Source organism: Neobacillus sp. SRL179, assembly GCF_984799095.1.
Window position 1 is genome coordinate 4216599 of the sequence record NZ_OZ481792.1, and the last position, 19207, is coordinate 4235805.

General features: G+C 39.8%; 19 protein-coding genes and 1 riboswitch. Of the genes, 3 read left to right on the forward strand and 16 right to left on the reverse strand.

The genetic code is table 11. The features are described 5' to 3' along the window. Positions 1–11: 11 nt before the first annotated feature. The 10 genes from flgC to AC4E8C_RS20795 all read right to left on the reverse strand — a co-directional run bounded on the left by flgC (position 12) and on the right by AC4E8C_RS20795 (position 7369). Positions 12–452, reverse strand: coding sequence for a flagellar basal body rod protein FlgC (flgC, locus tag AC4E8C_RS20750; RefSeq protein ID WP_490208521.1), 441 nt, complete (start codon positions 450–452; stop codon positions 12–14). A 9-nt stretch (positions 453–461) separates the two neighbouring features. After that, a complete protein-coding gene (gene flgB, locus AC4E8C_RS20755) occupies positions 462–842 on the reverse strand; it encodes a flagellar basal body rod protein FlgB (protein ID WP_490208522.1) in 381 nt (126 codons plus the stop codon). A 96-nt stretch (positions 843–938) separates the two neighbouring features. Further along, positions 939–1024, reverse strand: a riboswitch (cyclic di-GMP riboswitch). Positions 1025–1148: 124 nt separating this feature from the next. Beyond that, complete coding sequence (fliS, locus tag AC4E8C_RS20760; RefSeq protein WP_490208523.1) at positions 1149–1559, reverse strand: flagellar export chaperone FliS; 411 nt, start codon at positions 1557–1559, stop codon at positions 1149–1151. Continuing rightward, a complete protein-coding gene (locus AC4E8C_RS20765) occupies positions 1543–1899 on the reverse strand; it encodes a hypothetical protein (protein ID WP_490208524.1) in 357 nt (118 codons plus the stop codon). Before AC4E8C_RS20765 ends, fliS begins: the two co-directional genes overlap by 17 nt. Positions 1900–1907: 8 nt before the next feature. Next, on the reverse strand, positions 1908–3461 hold the full coding sequence (fliD, locus tag AC4E8C_RS20770; RefSeq protein ID WP_490208525.1) for a flagellar filament capping protein FliD: 1554 nt from the start codon (positions 3459–3461) through the stop codon (positions 1908–1910). Between the two features lie 110 nt (positions 3462–3571). Beyond that, positions 3572–3943: a flagellar motor switch protein FliN gene (gene fliN, locus AC4E8C_RS20775; RefSeq protein ID WP_490208526.1), complete on the reverse strand. Its 372-nt coding sequence runs from the start codon at positions 3941–3943 to the stop codon at positions 3572–3574. Beyond that, entirely contained in the window at positions 3933–4856 is a 924-nt protein-coding gene (gene fliM, locus AC4E8C_RS20780) for a flagellar motor switch protein FliM (RefSeq protein ID WP_490208527.1), read from the reverse strand. The genes fliN and fliM overlap by 11 nt, the downstream gene beginning before the upstream one ends. A 130-nt stretch (positions 4857–4986) precedes the next feature. Beyond that, positions 4987–5814: a flagellar hook-basal body complex protein gene (locus AC4E8C_RS20785; RefSeq protein WP_490208528.1), complete on the reverse strand. Its 828-nt coding sequence runs from the start codon at positions 5812–5814 to the stop codon at positions 4987–4989. A gap of 22 nt (positions 5815–5836) precedes the next feature. After that, positions 5837–6262: a flagellar hook capping FlgD N-terminal domain-containing protein gene (locus tag AC4E8C_RS20790; RefSeq protein ID WP_490208529.1), complete on the reverse strand. Its 426-nt coding sequence runs from the start codon at positions 6260–6262 to the stop codon at positions 5837–5839. Positions 6263–6277: 15 nt separating this feature from the next. Next, on the reverse strand, positions 6278–7369 hold the full coding sequence (locus tag AC4E8C_RS20795) for a flagellar hook-length control protein FliK (protein WP_490208530.1): 1092 nt from the start codon (positions 7367–7369) through the stop codon (positions 6278–6280). Between the two features lie 133 nt (positions 7370–7502). Here AC4E8C_RS20795 and AC4E8C_RS20800 point away from each other — a divergent pair, with 133 nt between their 5' ends. Then, positions 7503–8174, forward strand: a complete 672-nt coding sequence (locus AC4E8C_RS20800; protein ID WP_490208531.1) for a glucosaminidase domain-containing protein — start codon at positions 7503–7505, stop codon at positions 8172–8174. A gap of 122 nt (positions 8175–8296) precedes the next feature. Here AC4E8C_RS20800 and AC4E8C_RS20805 read toward each other — a convergent pair whose 3' ends face one another. The 6 genes from AC4E8C_RS20805 to flgM form a co-directional block, all read right to left on the reverse strand. Next, on the reverse strand, positions 8297–12256 hold the full coding sequence (locus AC4E8C_RS20805) for an OmpL47-type beta-barrel domain-containing protein (RefSeq protein WP_490208532.1): 3960 nt from the start codon (positions 12254–12256) through the stop codon (positions 8297–8299). A 100-nt stretch (positions 12257–12356) separates the two neighbouring features. Next, positions 12357–13958, reverse strand: coding sequence for a flagellin N-terminal helical domain-containing protein (locus AC4E8C_RS20810; RefSeq protein ID WP_490208533.1), 1602 nt, complete (start codon positions 13956–13958; stop codon positions 12357–12359). Positions 13959–14310: 352 nt separating this feature from the next. Next, positions 14311–15189, reverse strand: a complete 879-nt coding sequence (gene flgL / locus AC4E8C_RS20815; RefSeq protein ID WP_490208534.1) for a flagellar hook-associated protein FlgL — start codon at positions 15187–15189, stop codon at positions 14311–14313. 12 nt (positions 15190–15201) lie between these two features. Then, positions 15202–16650, reverse strand: coding sequence for a flagellar hook-associated protein FlgK (gene flgK / locus AC4E8C_RS20820; protein ID WP_490208535.1), 1449 nt, complete (start codon positions 16648–16650; stop codon positions 15202–15204). A 32-nt stretch (positions 16651–16682) separates the two neighbouring features. After that, the gene (locus AC4E8C_RS20825; protein ID WP_490208536.1) at positions 16683–17162 is read right to left on the reverse strand and encodes a flagellar protein FlgN; all 480 of its coding nucleotides are present in this window, start codon (positions 17160–17162) and stop codon (positions 16683–16685) included. Beyond that, positions 17159–17422 (reverse strand): flagellar biosynthesis anti-sigma factor FlgM, encoded by a 264-nt coding sequence (flgM, locus tag AC4E8C_RS20830; protein ID WP_490208537.1) that lies wholly within the window; start codon positions 17420–17422, stop codon positions 17159–17161. The genes AC4E8C_RS20825 and flgM overlap by 4 nt, the downstream gene beginning before the upstream one ends. A gap of 242 nt (positions 17423–17664) precedes the next feature. Here flgM and tnpA point away from each other — a divergent pair, with 242 nt between their 5' ends. Together tnpA and AC4E8C_RS20840 are read left to right on the forward strand one after the other, a co-directional pair. Beyond that, complete coding sequence (gene tnpA, locus AC4E8C_RS20835; protein WP_490208538.1) at positions 17665–18078, forward strand: IS200/IS605 family transposase; 414 nt, start codon at positions 17665–17667, stop codon at positions 18076–18078. Positions 18079–18082: 4 nt separating this feature from the next. Next, on the forward strand, positions 18083–19165 hold the full coding sequence (locus AC4E8C_RS20840) for an RNA-guided endonuclease InsQ/TnpB family protein (RefSeq protein WP_490208539.1): 1083 nt from the start codon (positions 18083–18085) through the stop codon (positions 19163–19165). Positions 19166–19207 lie beyond the last annotated feature (42 nt).

Below are 19207 nucleotides of genomic sequence, written 5' to 3' on the forward strand. Positions count from 1 at the left end.
GGCAAAACTCCTTATCTACCAATATCTAAAGCCTTTAACGACATCGTTTTTCCTACATTAAATGCGGTAACGTTGGCTTCATATGCTCGTGAAGCACTCATTAGGTCGACCATTTCTTTGGTGATATCAACGTTTGGCATCATGACGTACCCATCAGTATTTGCATCGGGATTGGCTGGGTCATAAACCGGATTAAAAGGTGTCTGGTCTTCAACAATCTTTGTGACCTTTACACCATTTGCTCCCATTTCATTTTGTAAATATTGACTAAACGGAGCTGATCCTTTTGGTTCCACCTCAACCATCTTCCTTCGATATGGTACCCATTCCCCATTTACCAATTTCCCTCTTGTTGTCGTCGCATTGGCAATATTGGAAGAAATAATATCCATTTTCAGGCGCCCGGCGGTTAATGCAGAAGAACTAATATTTAGTGGTTGAAACATGGACATGTCGATCCCCTACCTTGACTTTATCGCTGTTTTTAATAGATTAAATTCTTCACCAAGCTGATAGCTCAGTGTTTGATACCAAATCGAGTTGGTTGTCAAATCCGTCATTTCAGAATCGACATCCACACCATTCCCACTATTTTGCATCACAACCGGCTGCTCGGTAATGAAGGCTCTAGTTGCTGTATTTCCGATTGGTATATGCTTTTCATTTGAACGCTTTCCTTCAAAAGAAGTGTTAGCTAATTCTCCTTTAAGAAGTTCCTCAAAAACTACTTTTTGCGGCTTATAATTGGGGGTATTGACATTTGCTAGATTATTAGAAATGGCATTATGTCTTAGCACAGAAGCATCCAATGCCTGCTTTAGAACAGAAATGTTTTGAAGCATAAATAACCTCCTTTTCATACTGGTAAATTTATCCATTTTTCGAGCAAAAAAAAGACTATTCCGAAGAATAGTCCATAGTAAATTAAACTATAACTCTTCGGTAACTGGCTGGCATGATCATCATGATCGTAGCCCCTATAGCTTTGCGTCACTGGATTTCCCCAGGTTTGCCTTTATCGGATTGTAAATGTCGTTTTGTGGTGATATTGGTCGAAAATTTACCAATACTATTATATTACATTGCGCTTACAAATATTACAATGGGGAAAAAATGAAAAAAGACCTACTTAACAAAAAATTCACTTGTTAAGTAGGTCTAACAGCTTTCATCGCTTCTGCCCAAGTTCCTAGCAGTTCTGCCAGCATAGCTTGGACTTCATTTAAAGTTTCTACCTCTTTTTTCATATTCGCTTCGATTAGTCTTTGCTTTAAATAGTCATAAAGGAGAAGCAGGGACTTCGAGATTTCGATATCCATATTAAGGGTCACCATTAATTCACTAATGATGTTCTGAGCCCTAATAATGCGATCGTTAGCTCGCGGCAGATCATTTTTTTCAATTGCTAGTTTGGCCTGTTCAATGAATTTAATGGCACCTTTATATAAAAGCAGTGTCAGTTCTTCCCCTTTGGCATATAGTACTTGATTATTCTCATATGCTTGGTACGGATTCTTAAGTGACATAATCTTCCCCTTTTCCCTATTTTCTTTTGTCATAAAAAACCCCAGTGGAACCATAGGCAGGTTCCCCATACTGTTTAATCTTTTTTTCCTTTTTTAACGCCTGGAGCTGATAGATTACCTTTTGCTGCTCTCCCTGTAACATCTCCTTCACCTTTTCTTCCAAAGGAACCAGTTGTAACAGCTGTTCCTTAATGGCCGCATTTAAGAGAATTCGTCCGGCGGTTCGATCCATTTGGTTTACCTTCTCAATGCAGGTTTGTCTCGCGTCCAGTAAGGCCTGGATATGGTCTGTCTCGTCCGAATTCATTTCGTTTACTAGTTTCATTGTAAGCTGGCAATAGGACTGGAGTAATGCCTCTTTTTGTTCATACATGGTGATCATCACCCGCCCATTTGCTGCGTTAACCAGCTGCTCTGGGTATTAGATTTCTGAATGGCTTGCTCCATAGCCGTGAACTGCTTCCAATAATAATCTTCTTTCGTTTGTAATCGCTTCTGCCAGGAATCGATTTGTGTGTCCAGCTGGCTTAATGATTTGCCAAGGACAGTATCATTGGACGTACCAGCTGTTTTGGAAATTTCCTTCATCGTCTCATTCAGTTGATCATACAGCCTCCAGCCAATCCCGCTATTGGCAAATTCGTCTTTATTAGTTGCTGTGTTATTTGATGAGCTTGCGGTATCGTATTTTTTAGAAAATAATAACGACACTTCATTGGGATTGTTTTCAATTGCCGCTCGCAGCTTCGTTTCATCAATAACCAGTTTCCCATTTTCTTTATAATTAGAACTGGAGGTAATCCCGATTTCAGCAAGCGAATCGAATTGACTATTCATTTTTGTCGAATCCACATCACGAACATTCGAGTACAAGGTGGTGCGTAATTTATCTAAGGCCGATGAAATGATTCGGTCACTTTGCAATAACCCGCTCTTAGCCTTTTCTTCCCATAGTTCAATTTCTTTGTCCTTCATGTCTGTTTTCTGATCATCTAACAAGGGGGCATAATCTTTATACCGCTTTTCCCCCACCTTATCGTGAAGCGTCTTGATGGTCTCGTTATATTTATCGACAAACCCTTTAATTGTATCGAAGATCGAGTCCACATCTGTCTTTTTCGTAATCGTGACATTGCTACCCGGTGGGATGTCGTTTTTGATGGTAAACGTAATCCCGTCATAGGTCAGCTGATTATTCTTATACGTTAGGGTCGTTCCGTTAATGGTTACCTGACCGTCGACGGCCTTTACGGCTGAATTTCCAGTGGCACCACTTAGGTTTCCTGCCGGAAAGTCATTCTGCGTCTCATTGACCGTGCCAGCTGCCAGATTTAGTATATTCGAAGGGTTTGATAGATTCGCAATGTTAATAGTTGTCGCTGCATCTTTAGAAGTAAACACAATCGCCTGGTCACCACTGGAATAGCTGGCTGTCACTCCTGTTTTAGCAGCTAAAGCATTGATTTTTGAAATGGAGCTGCGGATCGAATCCTGTGCGGTCAGGTCAATTGTTTCTCCATTCAAGCTAAATTGAAATCCGTTTCCAGCTCCTAATTCACTTGTTTCACTGGGAAGTGTTGTGGAAGCGAATTTTACTGAAGAAGGTGTCCCCGGCTGATACGGTGTGGCAGCCGAAATAACATACTCACTTCTGCTCGGTATGCCTGCCAGCGTTACGTCTACCTTACTGCTATCTGATGAAGTCAGTTTACTTTTGGTAAAAGTAGACTCTAATCGAAGACTTTCCATTGAAGTACGTAAATCCAGGAATTTCGTATTCACCTCTCGATAGGCATCTACTTTCCATTCTGTCTTGGTTTTATTTTGGAAAACTTTATTTAGTTGTGCCTTTTCCGCGTCCATTAATTTTTTAACAAGTGTTTCGGTATCGATTCCTGATGCCAAACCAGAAAAACGAAGATTGTTTGTGATCATCCTGCCATCCCCCGAACCATTTAAAGTATCTACTATGGTTAACGACATTTTCGGAAGAAGCGTTGAATGAAAAGAAGGGCTGATTCTCGCGGAATCAGCCCTTCTTTTTACTAGTTAATTGTCTTATTCACAATTTCTGTTACCCGAATACCAAAATACTCGTCAATGACAACGACTTCACCTTTGGCGACTACTTTTCCGTTGATTAAGAGGTCGACCGGCTCACCTGAGACACGGTCCAATTCAATAATCGAACCTTGTGAAAGCTCTAAAATTTCATTTATTTTCTTTTTGGTTCTCCCTAATTCAACGACTATTTCTAAATTAATATCCATCAAGAGATCCATATTGACGGATTCCTCATTGTCCTTTTTAGGGGGTTTTTCTTCTAAATCCTTAAATAAAAACGGTTTTGTTTCTTCTTTCGTGTCCCCTAGTAATGCCGCTAATTCTTCTTGTGAGATTTTCCCATCATGACTCATCTTTTTTACCCTCTTTTTCAAAAACAGTTTCGATTTCTGCTGCTAGACGCGTCTTTTTCACACCTGGTTTGACTAAGAATTTGACGTCTTTCCCAACCATCGCTTTTAATGGTTCCTCATATAGCTGCTCGAGCTGAACGATATCACCCACACTCAACGCTAAAAATTCCTCAATCGTAACATTTGAACGGCCTAGTTCAACGATTACCGGAATTTCAAGCTCCTGCAGCTTTGATTTTAATAAATTGGATTCCTCTGGACTATTGGTTTTATTGCGGTTTGAAAACAATTGATAGGACGACAATTTGGGCAGAAATGGCTCTAAAATAATATAAGGAATGCAAATATGCATTAATTCCGATATTTCACCAATTTTTATATTAAAAGCAATCACAATCACCGTTTCATTGGGAATCGCTACTTGTAAAAACTGGGGATTGGTCTCAATTTCAACCACCTTTAAATTCACATTCATTAAATCTTTCCATGATTTTTGTAAATTTTCCACGAAGCCTTCAAATAGTTTATGGAGAATTTTATTTTCGATTTGGGTTAAGGTTGTTTTTTCTTCAGTGAAAGCAGGCAGATCCCGGCTGCCTAATAACCGGTCAATAATCGCAAAAGCCATCTGGGACTTTAATTCCATAATCATGCGGCCCTTTTCCGGGGTCTCAAAGATATTCAAAATGGTGAACGGTGGAAGTTGTTTAATAAACTCTTCATAGATCATCTGGTTAACGGACAACACGTCCACTTGAACAATCGTCCTTAATTGCGTGGAAATGGCGGATGCCAGCTGGTAGGCAAAGTTATCATGAATGCGTGTTAAGACACGTACTTGCTCCATGGACAACCGCAGTGCTTTTTTAAAATCATAAACTTTTACGTCATTGCTATTTTCATAAAGTTTCATCGTGTTTTCCTCACCGCCGTAAAATCATTCAAAGGGAAAGTGGAACGTAGAAGTAGTTAACTTTCCCCTTAAATACTAACACTTTGATTTAATGATGGTCTAGAGTTAATTAAATGTCCCTATGAATCTATTAACGTTTTAAATTCACAAGTTCCTCTAAAATAGAGTCTGAAACTGTAATAACCTTAGCGTTTGCTTGAAAACCACGCTGGGCAATAATCATTTCTGTAATTTCTTCTGAAAGATCAACATTGGACATTTCAAGCTGACCGGAGACGATTTGGCCGGCATTATTATCTTGGCGTTTACTGATCAGATTATCGATATTGGTTTCACGATCAGCATTCCCTGTTAATTCATACATTGATCCGCCTACTTTTTTCAACCCGGCAGGATTGGATACAAGCGCAGTACCGATTGTAGCAATATCAGTTGTCGTCCCATTTGCCGCTATCCCTCTTACAACTCCATTAAAATCAATCGTGTAGGAAACATACTGATTGGAATCAATGTTAATCGGCTCCACTACGTCTGTCGCAGCATTAAAGCCGAGAACCTTATATCCTTGCGGGGTTACGAGGTCACCATTCGCATCCCTGTCAAAGTTTCCTGCTCGCGTCATATATTTCGAACCGCTGTCGGTTTGAACAACGAAGAACCCATTGCCATCCATATATAAATCAGAAGAAAGGTTTGTTGTTGTCGGACTTCCCGGTGTCTGAATCGTATCAACAGAGGCTGTTTTTACACCTAGGCCAATTTGGACAGGATTAGTCCCCCCTGAATTACCACTTGGAGTTGAACTGCTGCGTACCGTTTGACTGAGCACATCTTGGAACATAATCCGGCTTTTCTTGAATCCGACCGTATTCACATTGGCAATATTGTTACCGATCACATCTAATTTATTTTGGAACCCTTTCATTCCCGATACACTTGAATTTAATGAACGTAGCATTTAGTTACCCTCCTGATTGATCTTAATTTTGTGTAGATATATCTTTAGCTGAATGAATCATTCCCACAGGAACATCTTGGTCATCCACTTGATAATAGAGTTGATTATTGTTTTGGATAATTCCTTTGACAACACCACTTTCGGACTGGCCTGTTATTTCATCGGCCCAGGAAACTTCTTTGTTGATCATCGTAGAATACCGGCTAATATCTAGCTGTTGGCTGCTAATAAATTGATTAAAGGCTTGATTTAAATTTGAAATTTGTTCCAGCGTGCTAAACTGCGCCATTTGCGCAATCATCTCGCGATCTTCCATGGGCTGGGTTGGATCTTGGTTTTGCAGTTGTGTTGTTAAGATTTGAAGGAAAAGGTCTTTATCCATCTGGTTCTGCTGCTTGGTTTGTTTTGTGTTCGCTGTTGTCATATTTATGGAATTAATCGAGTTCATCTTGGTATCCCCTTTTTAAGCGAGTATATTGATCGTGTTTTGCGTTCCAGTGTGTTTGTAGTCATCAATAATCGAATGCGTTTGATAAAAATCATCGACATTGATTTTCTTTTTCGCAAACCGTTGCTGTGATTGTTCCTGCCGCGATTTTTCCTCCTGCTGTGAAAAAGAATGCTGCAACCCGTGTCCGCCGCTTAAGGATATCTCCAGTTTATCGACCTGAAGTCCTTGCTGCTGCAAGGATGAACGCAGTAAAGACATCTGCGATTCTAATGATTCTTTACCAAGCAATGTTTCAGCCGAAAAGTGGGCTGTCACTTGCCCTTTATGAATCGACAACTGCACATCAATATCACCAAGCTTTTCAGGGGTTAACGAAAATTTTGCTTCAATGAACTCAGATGCCTTTTTGAGACTCGCTTGATTCTGGACTAACCCGATGACTTCGGAGAAAACCTGTTGGACTGTCACCTTTGGCATTGGGGTCTGCTCCCCTTTACTAGCAGCTAAAGCCGTTCCGTTAGAATGAAACGATTGAAAGACCACTTCTTTCCCCTCAAACTTTGGCTGAAATTCAAAATCAGGCTTTGAGGTATTCTCGGTTTGCTTCAAGGAGAAAGTAGGTTTGAGCACATCCTCGGCCGCTTTCTTCTCTGTTTGGACAGTCATGTCTGCATCCTTTGCTGGCAATGCCAATTCCGTGAGCAGTTTAGCTATTTTTTCAAAGCTGATCGTTTCCTGCTGCTGTTTCATTTTATCTAAGGCTGTTTCTATTTGTTTAAGACTTCCTGGATCAATGTCTTGTTTAAATAAGAAGCTAATAAAAGCCAGCAGATCATCTCTTGTCTGTTGCTCATCGTCCGTTTGTTCTTGCTGGTTATTTTCTATGCCTGCTAATGGTATAGATTCCTTAGGCTGCTCATGAAATGCCTTATACAAGTTGTTCACTATGCTAATAAGATTGTTAGATGAATCCTGTCCCGCCTCTTGTTTGAATTCATTCAATATCTCCAAGAATGAACCGGCTGTTTGCTCGTCTTGTTTAGTACTGCTAGTTTTATCTGAAACTTTGGGTGGACTTGGATTCAGTGCGGCCGGTGAAATCACTTATTTTTCTCCTTTCAAGTAAAGGATTAATGTTATAAAAATATTTTAACAAAGTATTCCGATAGGATTTACCTCATATTAGAAAAGGTGTAAAATAGTAGAAAAGATGTCATAATACAGGAGCGTTAAAACTATGAGCATAGGTCCCGTATCTTCAGACTGGTTTAAAAATATAGCTCTACTTTCTATATCGACCAATCTACCAAAGTTGACTAGTGCAAATCAGCAAATTTCTAACAAAGATTTTTTTCAAGCTATTTTACAATCTGTCTTAAGTGAGCAGGAATCGGCTAAGCTTCCCGAACCCCAGCTTTCAAAGAGCAGTTTTATGTCTGGCCTCTCTCCCGTCCTTGGTAACCTAAAAGATTATTCACATATTCTAGAATCAGCCAAGAGCTTAGATTTTTCAGAGGTGCCTGCAGCGAAATTAAATTCCAATTTAAAAGGGAAATTAAGCAATCACGGAGAAACGTTCCTTGCAGCGGGAAGAAAATACAATATGAACCCGAATCTGCTAGCCTCAATCGCCATGCACGAAACGGGGAATGGTACCTCCCCGGCAGCAAACGAAAAAAATAATATTGCCGGAATGATGGGAAAGAATGGCCTAAGAAGGTATGCTTCAGTTGAGGAAAGTATTTTCGATATGGCCCGTAATCTACGACATAATTATGTAGATAAGGGAATCGATACGATTGCAAAGATCGGTGCTAAATACGCCCCAGTTGGCGCGGATAATGACCCCACCGGGTTAAATAACAATTGGGTAAAAGGTGTCAATAATTTCTTCGGTACCCTTGCATAAAAAAAACACCAGCATTGGTGTTTTTTTATTGCAGAACCCCGTCTTTTTCCACAGTATTTTCCAAGAAAAAGAGTTAAAAGGATGTCCCAAAATATTTTTGGAACATCCTCTTTTTTATTCAACTATTTTTTTGTTCCCTGTGCTTGATTTTGAATGACATCAACGGTTGTGCTTCCTACAACCAGAACGCCATCCACCATAGCGCGGAAGACTAATAGTTCTTTGGATTCATCCCAAACAAAGTCTTCCCGATCAAATTTAAATTGACCTTTCTTGGCTTGATTTTCTAATCCCTTGCTATCGTTAAGAGCATGGACGTTATTAATAGTGGCTGTTGCTAAGTCGACTTTTTCAAAGCTGTACCCTTTAGGTAATGTTGCTCTTACTGTAAAGTCCCCTTTGTTTCCATTGATGACTTTTGGTGTCACTTCAATGGTAGCTTGGATATAGGTAGAGACTGTTTTTTCCACAACCGTTTTTAATCCCGCATTGTCGATAGCTGTTATTTTAATGGTATTCACGCCTGGCTTGTCTAATGTAACTTTTCCAGTTGTGTTTTTAACTCCATTTACTTCAACATAACTTTCCTTGATACCGGATAGATTATCTGCTGCTTTATAAGTAAGGTCTAAACTTGCACCAAGTGCATATTCCGTTGGGAAGTCGGCTTTAATCGTTGGTGCTGTTTTATCCACTTTTACATGAACTGTGTTAATCGCTTCCATGTTACCGGCGTTATCCACACTATTAAAGACCACGGAATGGATACCTTCTGAAGTGATTGTAAAGCTTGTACCTTCGGCAAGAACTGCTCCATCGACAGCATGGTAGGTTGCCTTCACACCGCTTAATTCATCAGTTGCTGTAAGCTTAACATTCACATCTTCTGTGTACCATTGATCCTCAACATTACTTACTGTGACTGGACCTGTTTTATCTGTTTTTAGATTGACAGACTGCTTGTCCTCGATATTCCCGGCCTTGTCTTCACTGTAAAAAGTAACTGTATGAACGCCTTCTGGTTCTACAGTAAAGCTTGTGCCTTCATTGAATTCCGAACCGTCAATAGAATAGTAAGTTGTTTTTACGCCGCTTAAATCATCCGTTGCGGTCAACTCGACGTTTACTGCATCTGTGTACCATTGATCTTTTACATTGCTTACAGTGACTGGTGCCGTTTTATCTACTTTTATTTCTACTGTGTGTTTGTCTTCGATATTGCCAGCATTGTCGACACTGTAAAAAGTAACCGTATGTGTGCCCTCTTTTTCGATGGTGAAGCTTGTGCCTTCATTGTTTTCGGCACCGTCGATAGAATAGTAGGTTGTTTTTACACCGCTTAGATCATCCGTTGCTGTCAGTTCAACATTAGCTGCATCTGTGTACCATTTATCCTCGACATTGCTTACTGTGACCGGTGCCGATTTATCTACTTTTACTTCTACTGTCTTTTGTTCTTCGATATTGCCAGCATTATCGACACTATAAAAAGTAATATTATGTGTACCTTCTGTTTCGATAGTGAAGCTTGTACCTTCGCTGTTTTCAGCACCGTCAATAGAATAGTAGGTGGTTTTTACTCCGCTTAAATCATCCGTTGCGGTTAGTTCAACGTTCACTGCTTCTATGGACCATTGATCTTTTACGTTGCTTATAGTGACTGGAGCCGTTTTGTCAACAACTACTTGAATTGTCTGATTTTCTTCAAAATTTCCGGCCTTGTCGACACTGTAGAAGGTAACTTTATTAACACCTTCTTGGTCAACCACAAAGCTGGTTCCTTCTTTAAAATCAGCACCATTTACAGAGTAGTAGGTTGCTTGGACTCCTGAAAGGTCATCTGCTGCGGTTAATTCAACTTCATGATTAGCTTTAATATCTGCTGTAGTTTTTGGTGCTTGTTTGTCAACTTTCACTTCAACCGTTTTTTCTTCTTCAACATTGCCAGCATTGTCCACGCTATAGAAAGAAACCGTGTGAATACCTGGTTCCTCGATTGATAACGCTGAGCCTTCGGCAAAAGCAGCGTTATCAATCGAATAATAGCTTGCTTTTACTCCGGATAGATCATCCTCGGCTGTTAGTTTCAAATCAATCGTGTTTTTGTACCAATGCGCATCGGCATTGATCTTCGTTTCCGGTGCCTTTTTGTCGATTTTAACATCAACTGTTTTCACTTCTTCAACATTTCCAGCATTATCCACACTGTAAAAAGAAACAGTGTTTACGCCTTCTTGGTTGATTGTTACTTGTGTTCCTTCTACGAATTCTGAATGGTTAATAGAATAATAGGTGCTCTTTACACCGCTTAAATCATCTGTTGCAGTTAGCGTGACAGATTCATCCTCTTTTGACCATTTCCCATTGGTGTCAGCAGCAGTAACCGGTGCTGTAACATCAGAAGGTTTGTTGATCTCCACTTCAACCGTTGCATAGTCAATTGATTCTACTCCATCTTTGGTAACTGGAACGATTAAGTACTCGTGAGTGCCTTGTTCTTCTGGAGTATCGACTGTAATGGTTGGATCTGTTGTTGTTCCAACTAGTACACGTTCTCCGTCTACTTCTTTGTAAACATTGTATTTGTCTGCTTCTTTTACAGGTTCCCAGGTAAAAGTGACGGAATCACCTTTTACTTCTGGCGCACTTGGTTTTGGTGCTGGAAGTGCTGGAGATACTTCTGCCACAACAACATTAGAATATGCTGATTTTCCGAAACGATCGGATTTGGCTAGAACCACGTATTCGTGTTTGCCCTGTTCTAAATCCTTAACAGAGTAACCTGTTTTCGTGCTAGTACCAATTAATGTTGGTTCTCCATTTACTAATTTATAGACTTCATATTCGGTTGCATAAGGAACAGATGACCAGCTAATGATAGCACTAGTTGCTGTATCCATTGTTAATATAGCCCTGGGTGCTTGCATTTCTGGGAAATCGACGGTTATATTGTATGACTTTGGCACAGACTCACCAAAACGGTCACTCACCGAAACAATCTCGTATGTGTAATCCCCTTCAGGAAGATTGCTGATATAATAGGACCGACTTGTTGTAGTTGCAAGTAATTCCTTTTTACCATCTACAATCTGATAAACTTGATAATTATTAGCATATTTTACTGAAGACCACATTAACATTACATCGTTCCCATTATAAAAATAGGAGGAGATAGTGTCCGGCGGAAGCATCTCAGGGTAATCAATCGTTACATTGATTTTGCTCCCTTCTTTTCCTTCTCCAAACCTATTACTATAAGAAGTTACTTCATAAACATTTTGTCCTTCTGAAAGGTTTGCAATATATTGGCGTGTATTGATTGTATTGGTGATAAGCTTTCTTTCGCCATCCACTAATTGATAAACATTATAAGAATCTGCAAAAGCAACTTCCTTCCAGCTTAGAGTAGTATTATTAATATCGTAAATATAGGAAGATAAGTTCTCTGGCGCGGCAATAACAGGGTACACAACATTTACAACAATAGTACTCGCAGTTGATTCCCCATATTTATCATTGTAAGAGGTCAATTCGTATGTATGCTGTCCCTCTGTAACATTGGTAAATGATTTACTTATTGTGGTCCCTGTATTCAATAAAACCCTTTGACTATCTTTTACTTCATAAATTTTGTAGCTATTTGCAAATTCGACGGCATTCCACTTTAACGAAACATCATTACCGTTAAATATAAGAGATGTTACTCCGCTTGGTGGCTGCATGTTAGGATACTTAATGACAACATCAATCAATGTTGAAAATGAAGACTCTCCTGCACTGTTAACAGCAGTAACAGCATAAGTATGAGTGCCTTCTGTTACAGTTGGAAAATAACGATTAAGGTTTGAAGTTTGAGTTATTTGAACTTTATTTTCACCTTGAATTTCATATACTCGATAAACCGTTGCTCCCGTAACTGCATCCCATCTTAATATAACATTATCAATTCCATCTAAAGTAGAACGCAAATTCGTTGGTGCAGTTGGAATACTTGCAGCCAATGCCGAAGTAATTGGTGAGATCAACTGAAATAATAGAACAATTAAAACGAAGAAAGATAGTTTCTTCTTATTTTTTCGCATTTACTTAACCTCCTTCACATTTCTATAAAAAAGCATACGTAGCTTAAAAAGAAGTCTCTTCTTACAAAGAGACTTCTTTTTAATTATTTTTAACTAGTTATTAACCACGAAGAAGCTGTAATACACCTTGAGGTTGTTGGTTAGCTTGTGCAAGCATTGATTGTGCAGCTTGAGAAAGGATGTTATTTTTCGTGAATTGCATCATTTCATTTGCCATATCAACATCTCTTAAGCGAGATTCAGCAGCCGTTAGGTTTTCAGAAGAAGTTCCTAAGCTATTAATGGTATGCTCTAAACGGTTTTGAATAGCCCCTAATTTAGAACGTTCAGACGAAACAGTGCTAATGGCACCATCTAATACTTTTAATGCATTTTCGGCACCAACTTCACTCATTAGCGAGATATTGACTCCATCCTTCTTAAGACCTAAAGCAACCGAATCCATTGCGTTAATACCAATTTCTAAAGTTTGGCCAGAGTTTGCTCCAACATGGATAGATACAGTATTGTTAGATGAGCCTACTGTAATCGTAGATTCATCTCCTGCTGCAATTGTGTCCTTAAAGGATAATTGTAGATTAGAAACTTTAACGACTGAGTTGGATCGAACTGCAATCTTTCCATCACCAACCTCATCGCCATCACCGTTAATGTCTACACTTGCGATATAGTCATCCTTGTTTCCTGCTACCTGAATTTGTTCCAATCCTTTATTATAGCCGCCGTTCATTTCATTATTAAAGTCAGAGCGGACAATGCCCTCTGAAGAAGAAGCGGTGATTGTTATAGAGCTAATATCGTTTGCAGCACCAGATTGGCCTGTAATAACCAATGAGTTTGCAGCAGATGCAGGCTGATCAAGACCCCTCGCATCTACGTCAGCAGTAAATTTACCACCAGTTGTATCCATCGATACATCTGCAGCCCCTAATGTATTTTTTACTGAAGACATAAAGTCATCTAATGTGCTTTCAGCAGTTACAACGTATACTGAATTTTTCACTTCTCCACCTACAACGGCTGAAAGAGAAATTTCATCACCAACTTGGAGACCATAGTTGCTAGTACCATCACCAAGGTTTGTTAATTTTGTTGTCCCTGTAACAGATCCAGGAGTTGTGCCATTGTGGTCCATTAGTTTACCTGTTTGCCAAATGGCAGCTGTGGCGTCTGCTAAAGGTCCAGTTGTAGTAACCGTCGTTGTGCCCGCTGCAGCAGTAGCAGATGCCACTACATTATCCACGGCACCGCCAGTTGACTGTGCAAATTTAGCAGTTTTAGAAATATCACCATTTAGGATTTTGAAGCTGTTAAATTCAGTATCACTAGCAACACGATCGATTTCATCGATTAGTTGGTTAACCTCTGTTTGGATATTTTGTTTATCCTGTGTCGTTGAAGTTCCGTTGGCTGCTTGGTTAGCTAGTTCACGAACACGTTGCAGGATGCTGTGTGTTTCGTTCATTGCACCTTCAGCTGTTTGGATTAAAGAGATACCGTCTTGAGCATTACGAGAAGCTTGATCCAAGCCGCGGATTTGCGCTCTCATTTTTTCAGAGATTGCTAGACCAGTTGCATCGTCAGCTGCACGGTTGATCCGTAAACCTGAAGATAATTTTTCTAAGTTCTTTGATGCTGAAGCAGAGTTTGAGCTTAATTGATGATAGGCATTTAATGCGGAAATGTTGTGATTGATTCTCATTTTTAATTTTCCTCCTAGTCATTTATGTATAGCTTGTTTTCTTGTCTTTCTACTATTTATTAACGACCGTTTTACTAGAATGGAGAGAGGAAATAAAGCTTTTATATAAATATTTGTTAAATAAACAGTTATTTTATTAAACAATAGATCTGCGAGATTTGAGTTTGGCGGAATAAATCTGAAAGTCGGCGGGATTCTGTTAAATTTTGGCGGAATTATTATGGGAATCTGCGGAATCCCAGACTAATTCGGCGGAATTAATCAAATAATCAGCGGAATCCCCCAATATTATTCAACGGACCTCAACCAAACCCCCAAACAAAAAAAGCACCCCGAAAATATTTCGGAGTACTTATCGTAAAAAATCCACCAACGTTTGCTGGATGGCCCTCGCACCGGAAGACAACGCTGCATTTAGAATCGTTTGTTGGGTTGTAAAGTTCGTAATAATCTCTGCCAAATCTGCATCTTCTGTTTTCGAGAGCATGGATTTGGTAGAAAGCTCAGTTTGATCTAAGCGGTTGACCATCATTTCTAATTGATTCACATTCGAGCCGACAATAGAACGGTGAGCAAGGAGATTGTCCATTTGTTTATCCAAATGATTCAAATATTGCTGAGGATCCTTCCCCGCTTCAAGTTCGCTTGCAATTTTATCAATTGTTTCAGTTAAATTTAATCCACCCGATTGGAAATTGAAAATGTCTGTTCCATTGACATTGACCTTCATATAAATGCCCTGGCCGACATTCCAAGAAAGTGGATCACCGTTTGTACTGACAAACCCGCCATTTTCAAAGGGTGCGGTATCTGTAGCAGTTCCGGCAAACAAGTAGCGGTCGCCCAGTCTCGCGTTAGCAATCTCGCCAAGATTTCCTTTTAATGACTTTAATTCCATCGCTATCGTTTCTAAGCTATCCTGATTATTCACACCATTGCTGCCTTGAACCGTAAGCTCCCGCACTTTTTGCAGAACTTGAGTGACATCATCAAGTGCCCTGTCTGTTGTGTCCAGCCAATTCAAACCATCTTCAGCATTGCGTTTGAATTGTTCTGTTTCCGTTAACGCAGACCGATAAGACATCACTTGTACCGATTTCACAGGATCGTCAGAAACTTTATTGATGGCTTTGCCGGAGGCAATTTGTTCCTGATAACGACTCATCGCCCGATAATTTGTTTGGATACTTCTTACGACCTGCGTGCTTAACATATTTTGCGTTATTCGCACTCCATTCACCTCCTAAATTCCGACTCTTCCAGTTCCATTGATTAACTTATCCAGCACTTCATCCATCACGGAAATATATCGTGAGGCCGCATTATAGGATTGCTGGAATTTCACCATATTCGTCATTTCCTCATCAATCGAAACCCCTGATACAGACTGTCTTTTGTTCTCTGCTTGCTGCACTAAAATTTCCGAGTTGTTTTTCATCTGATTGGCTTCTTGTGTCTTAATTCCGATATCGCCCACAATCGTCCGATAGAAGTTATTCAGCGATGTCGATTGACCGGCAAAAGCGACACTCGTAAATTTTAAGTTATTCAGTGCATTGGCATTCCCTGCATCACTGACATTAGCCTGCCGAGCAGCTGCGATCTTATTTAAAGATGCAATGATAAGCGGATTAACCGTTATTTCACCCGCCGTTCTAGGATCGCTTGTACTCCCCTTTGCGACAAAAAAAGGAATCCGGTCAAGTACTGCATTCGGGTCATTTTTTCGATTTTGAATGTCATCTAAATTCATTGCACTTACATCCGTATGAATTTGATTCACTTCCCGGCTAAATACCGCCACAAGCTCATTGATTTTCGTCATAAAGGACGGGATATCTTGAGTTAACGATTCAACCATTCCGGCGATTTCGCCTGATTTTAATGAAACACTGTTCCCGCCCACTGAAATTTGATTGCTAATAGGATCAAATGAAACCGAGTAATTTTTATCGCTGGCGACTACATACTCTTGTCCTACTAAAATATCAACCATTCCATTGGCGGCTGGCTTCACCTGAATATCAGCCATTTTGGAAATTTGATCAACGAGCAAATCCCGTTGATCCAATAAATCATTCGGCTGCTGTCCACTTGCCGTAATTTTAGCAATTTGTAAATTTAATTCACTGACTTGCTTTGTTACATTATTCATCTCTTGCATTTTAGTAGTCAGTTGATTTTGAAGGTCGGTACTTAAATGATCCATAGAATCAGAAACTTGATTAAAGCGGCCAGTCAAGGCATTGGCATTCGAAAGCAGGGCGGCACGTGCTGCTAAACTATCCGGTTCCTTTGAAAGATCCTCCCATGATTGCCAAAAGCGATCAAAACTGGCTTGGATTCCATTATCGCCAGGCTCATTCAGTGTTTCTTCTATCTTCGAAAGCGTGTCGTGCTTTACATTCCAATATCCTTGCTGTTCATTTTGACTGCGAAACTGTCCATCTAAAAAAGAATCGCGAATCCGATTAATTTCTTTTGTTTCGACGCCAGTGCCGATCTGCAAGGGGCCGTTTCCTACATTCATACCCGGGTAGGAAAGAGGATTCGTGGCTTGCGTGATTGCGCTTTGCCTTGTATATCCCTCTGTATTGGCATTGGCGATATTATGTCCGGTTACACTCAGTGCCGTTTGTTGGGCAAAAATGGCTCGTTTTCCAATTTCAAGCCCATGAAATGTAGAACGCATTTGGTTTCCTCCTTGCTGTATCGTTGAAGTTTCTACACTTTAGCATCAAAGAAACTCCTTGATTGAGTATGGTCTCTCGGGTAATTTTTCGAAGCCGAATAGGTGATAGATGGTTCTTGCGGCTGCGTGAATAGGGCCATCATACTATTAACATAAACGAGCGATTTTTCAATCAGTTGTTGGTTGATCTCATGCTGATCCACTAATTCCTTTAATTTCGCTCTTAAGCTGGTTTGATAGAATAACAGCTCTTCCTTTTCTTTGACCGAGGAACTGTTATCAATAATCTGAGTCAAGGAAAGAGATTGATAGGAGAGCGTTTCAGCTTGTCTTTTTTCCTCCAGCCAGCTAATCTCCTTCAATAAAGCCGATTCCCTTGGGAAAATTGACAGCAAATCTTCAGGCTCGCCCTTTATAATGGCTGCTTGTTTTTCCTTCCCCACTGCCAATAAATTTTCATATACCAAGATCATCTCTTGTAATATGGCTTTTAGCGGTTCATGGCTGGTCATTCTTCCGTCCCTCTGCTCCAGTTAACTAGCAATTTTTCAGCAATCTTTTCACTATCCACTTTGTAGGTGCCAGTTTGGATTTGTTCCTTCAATGCTTGAATTCGTTGTTGTCTTTCCACACTTATTTTTTCTTGTGCCGCCTGAGAGAACTCTACCTTATCTACTTGTACTTTTTTATTAACATCCTGAGGCTGTGTTTTACTAATGTTATTTTTATAGGATTGAAGGCCTTGTAATCGACTAAAGTCATTAATTTTCATCAGTACTACCCCTTTCTATTTCCAACTTTCCGAATCAAAGTCTATCTACTAGTTATTATCGACATTTTACCAAGAAGTGTTTAGGAAAAACAGACGAGAATCCTCTTTATTTTAATGGAGAGATGATAGTCCGCCCTCTTGAATAAACCCCTCGAGCTTTTCTATCATAATTCATTACTATATGTTGTTAAATATATCCCTTAAAATTCGTAACAATAGACTGTCTTTGGTATACTATATGTATGAATAAGTCCACTATCAAACATGCCCGTACTTGTGTATATAATGTCAACTACCATATTGTTTGGTCCGTAAAATATCGAAAAAAAGTACTTACAGCTGAAATTGAAGATTACCTAACGGATCTATTTCAAGAGATCGGAAAGGAGAAAGGGTTTGAAGTCGTTTTGGCGGAAATGGGGGAAGGGGACCACATCCATGTATTTGCTTCGGCTCATCCCAAAGTAGCCCCATCGTATATCGTTAAGATGTTAAAAGGCATTTCCGCACGCAAGCTGTTTATGAAATTCCCTGAACTGAAACAGCATTTATGGGGTGGACATCTTTGGAATAGCAGTTTTTATCTTGAAACCGTTGGCTCCATTTCTGAAGAGGCCATTAAAAAGTATATCGAAAACCAAAAGAAAGGCGGTTAAGTCTATGATGCGTACCTACAAATTTCGCATCGAACCGACCAAAGACCAGCGACAAAAAATCGATGAAACGCTCATGTATTGCAGAAGGCTGTATAACGCTTACTTGGAACAGCGGTTGATCGCCTATAAAAGGTGTGGGATTTCCCTCTCTTATTACACACAAAAGAAAGAATTGCCTCCATTGAAAACCGCTTGTCCAGAATTTAAAACCGTTCATTCACAAGTTCTCCAAAATGTAGTTGAGCGCCTTGATAAAGCCTTTCAGTCTTTTTTTCAAAGAATCACAAACGGGGAAAAGAAACCAGGATTCCCCCGTTTCAAAGGCTCAAATCGATATCATAGCTTCACTTACCCTCAAAGCGGCTTCTCTCTTCATGGAAACTATATCAAACTATCCAAAATCGGTAATATTCGAATCAAACTCCATCGCCAGATCACTAGAAAGATCAAAACCTGTACGGTTGTATCTAAAAACGGTAAATATTTTGTTTGTCTATCCTTTGAGGAAGAACCGCAGGAGTGTCTAGGAAATCAAAAAATGGTAGGAGTGGATCTGGGAATTAAGAATCTGGTTACGACATCAGATGGTCAATTCTTTCCCTCACCCAAATTTTTAAGAAAATCGGAACGTCAATTGAAACGCCTTCAGCGAATCGTTTCTAAACGTAAAAAAGGTTCGAACCGCCGAAAAAAAGCAGTGAGGTTATTGGCTAAAAAACATGAATACATTGCCAATCAGCGAAAGAATAATGCTCATCAAGTAAGCAGGCAGTTGGTAAATCAATATGATGTGATTGCCTTTGAAGATTTGAAAATTGAAAATATGTTAAAAAACCATCATTTGTCCGAAAGCATTGGTGACGCCGGTTGGAATCAACTGATTACCTATACGACTTACAAGGCTGAAAGTGCTGGTAAGCGTGTCGTGTTGGTGGATCCCAAAAACACAAGTCAGGAATGCTCCAACTGTCATGAAATAGTGGCCAAGCCATTGAGTGAGCGAGTTCATGACTGCCCTTTTTGCGGTTTCCAATGTGACAGGGATGTAAACGCAAGCATTAATATACTCCATCGAGCAATGAATTAACATCATAAACTATTATGGGCTAGGAACTAGCCTTCGTGGAGA

Bases quoted from the DNA above. Each gene is read 5' to 3' on its own strand.
- flgK (WP_490208535.1), bottom strand. From the start codon at position 16,650: ATGCGTTCTACATTTCATGGGCTTGAAATTGGAAAACGAGCCATTTTT.
- AC4E8C_RS20785 (WP_490208528.1), bottom strand. From the start codon at position 5,814: ATGCTACGTTCATTAAATTCAAGTGTATCGGGAATGAAAGGGTTCCAA.
- flgM (WP_490208537.1), bottom strand. From the start codon at position 17,422: ATGAAAATTAATGACTTTAGTCGATTACAAGGCCTTCAATCCTATAAA.
- AC4E8C_RS20790 (WP_490208529.1), bottom strand. From the start codon at position 6,262: ATGAACTCGATTAATTCCATAAATATGACAACAGCGAACACAAAACAA.
- tnpA (WP_490208538.1), top strand. From the start codon at position 17,665: ATGAATAAGTCCACTATCAAACATGCCCGTACTTGTGTATATAATGTC.
- AC4E8C_RS20805 (WP_490208532.1), bottom strand. From the start codon at position 12,256: ATGCGAAAAAATAAGAAGAAACTATCTTTCTTCGTTTTAATTGTTCTA.
- flgC (WP_490208521.1), bottom strand. From the start codon at position 452: ATGTCCATGTTTCAACCACTAAATATTAGTTCTTCTGCATTAACCGCC.
- AC4E8C_RS20800 (WP_490208531.1), top strand. From the start codon at position 7,503: ATGAGCATAGGTCCCGTATCTTCAGACTGGTTTAAAAATATAGCTCTA.
- AC4E8C_RS20825 (WP_490208536.1), bottom strand. From the start codon at position 17,162: ATGACCAGCCATGAACCGCTAAAAGCCATATTACAAGAGATGATCTTG.
- fliM (WP_490208527.1), bottom strand. From the start codon at position 4,856: ATGAAACTTTATGAAAATAGCAATGACGTAAAAGTTTATGATTTTAAA.
- fliD (WP_490208525.1), bottom strand. From the start codon at position 3,461: ATGATCACAAACAATCTTCGTTTTTCTGGTTTGGCATCAGGAATCGAT.
- fliS (WP_490208523.1), bottom strand. From the start codon at position 1,559: ATGACAAAAGAAAATAGGGAAAAGGGGAAGATTATGTCACTTAAGAAT.
- fliN (WP_490208526.1), bottom strand. From the start codon at position 3,943: ATGAGTCATGATGGGAAAATCTCACAAGAAGAATTAGCGGCATTACTA.
- AC4E8C_RS20840 (WP_490208539.1), top strand. From the start codon at position 18,083: ATGATGCGTACCTACAAATTTCGCATCGAACCGACCAAAGACCAGCGA.
- flgB (WP_490208522.1), bottom strand. From the start codon at position 842: ATGCTTCAAAACATTTCTGTTCTAAAGCAGGCATTGGATGCTTCTGTG.
- AC4E8C_RS20810 (WP_490208533.1), bottom strand. From the start codon at position 13,958: ATGAGAATCAATCACAACATTTCCGCATTAAATGCCTATCATCAATTA.
- AC4E8C_RS20765 (WP_490208524.1), bottom strand. From the start codon at position 1,899: ATGTATGAACAAAAAGAGGCATTACTCCAGTCCTATTGCCAGCTTACA.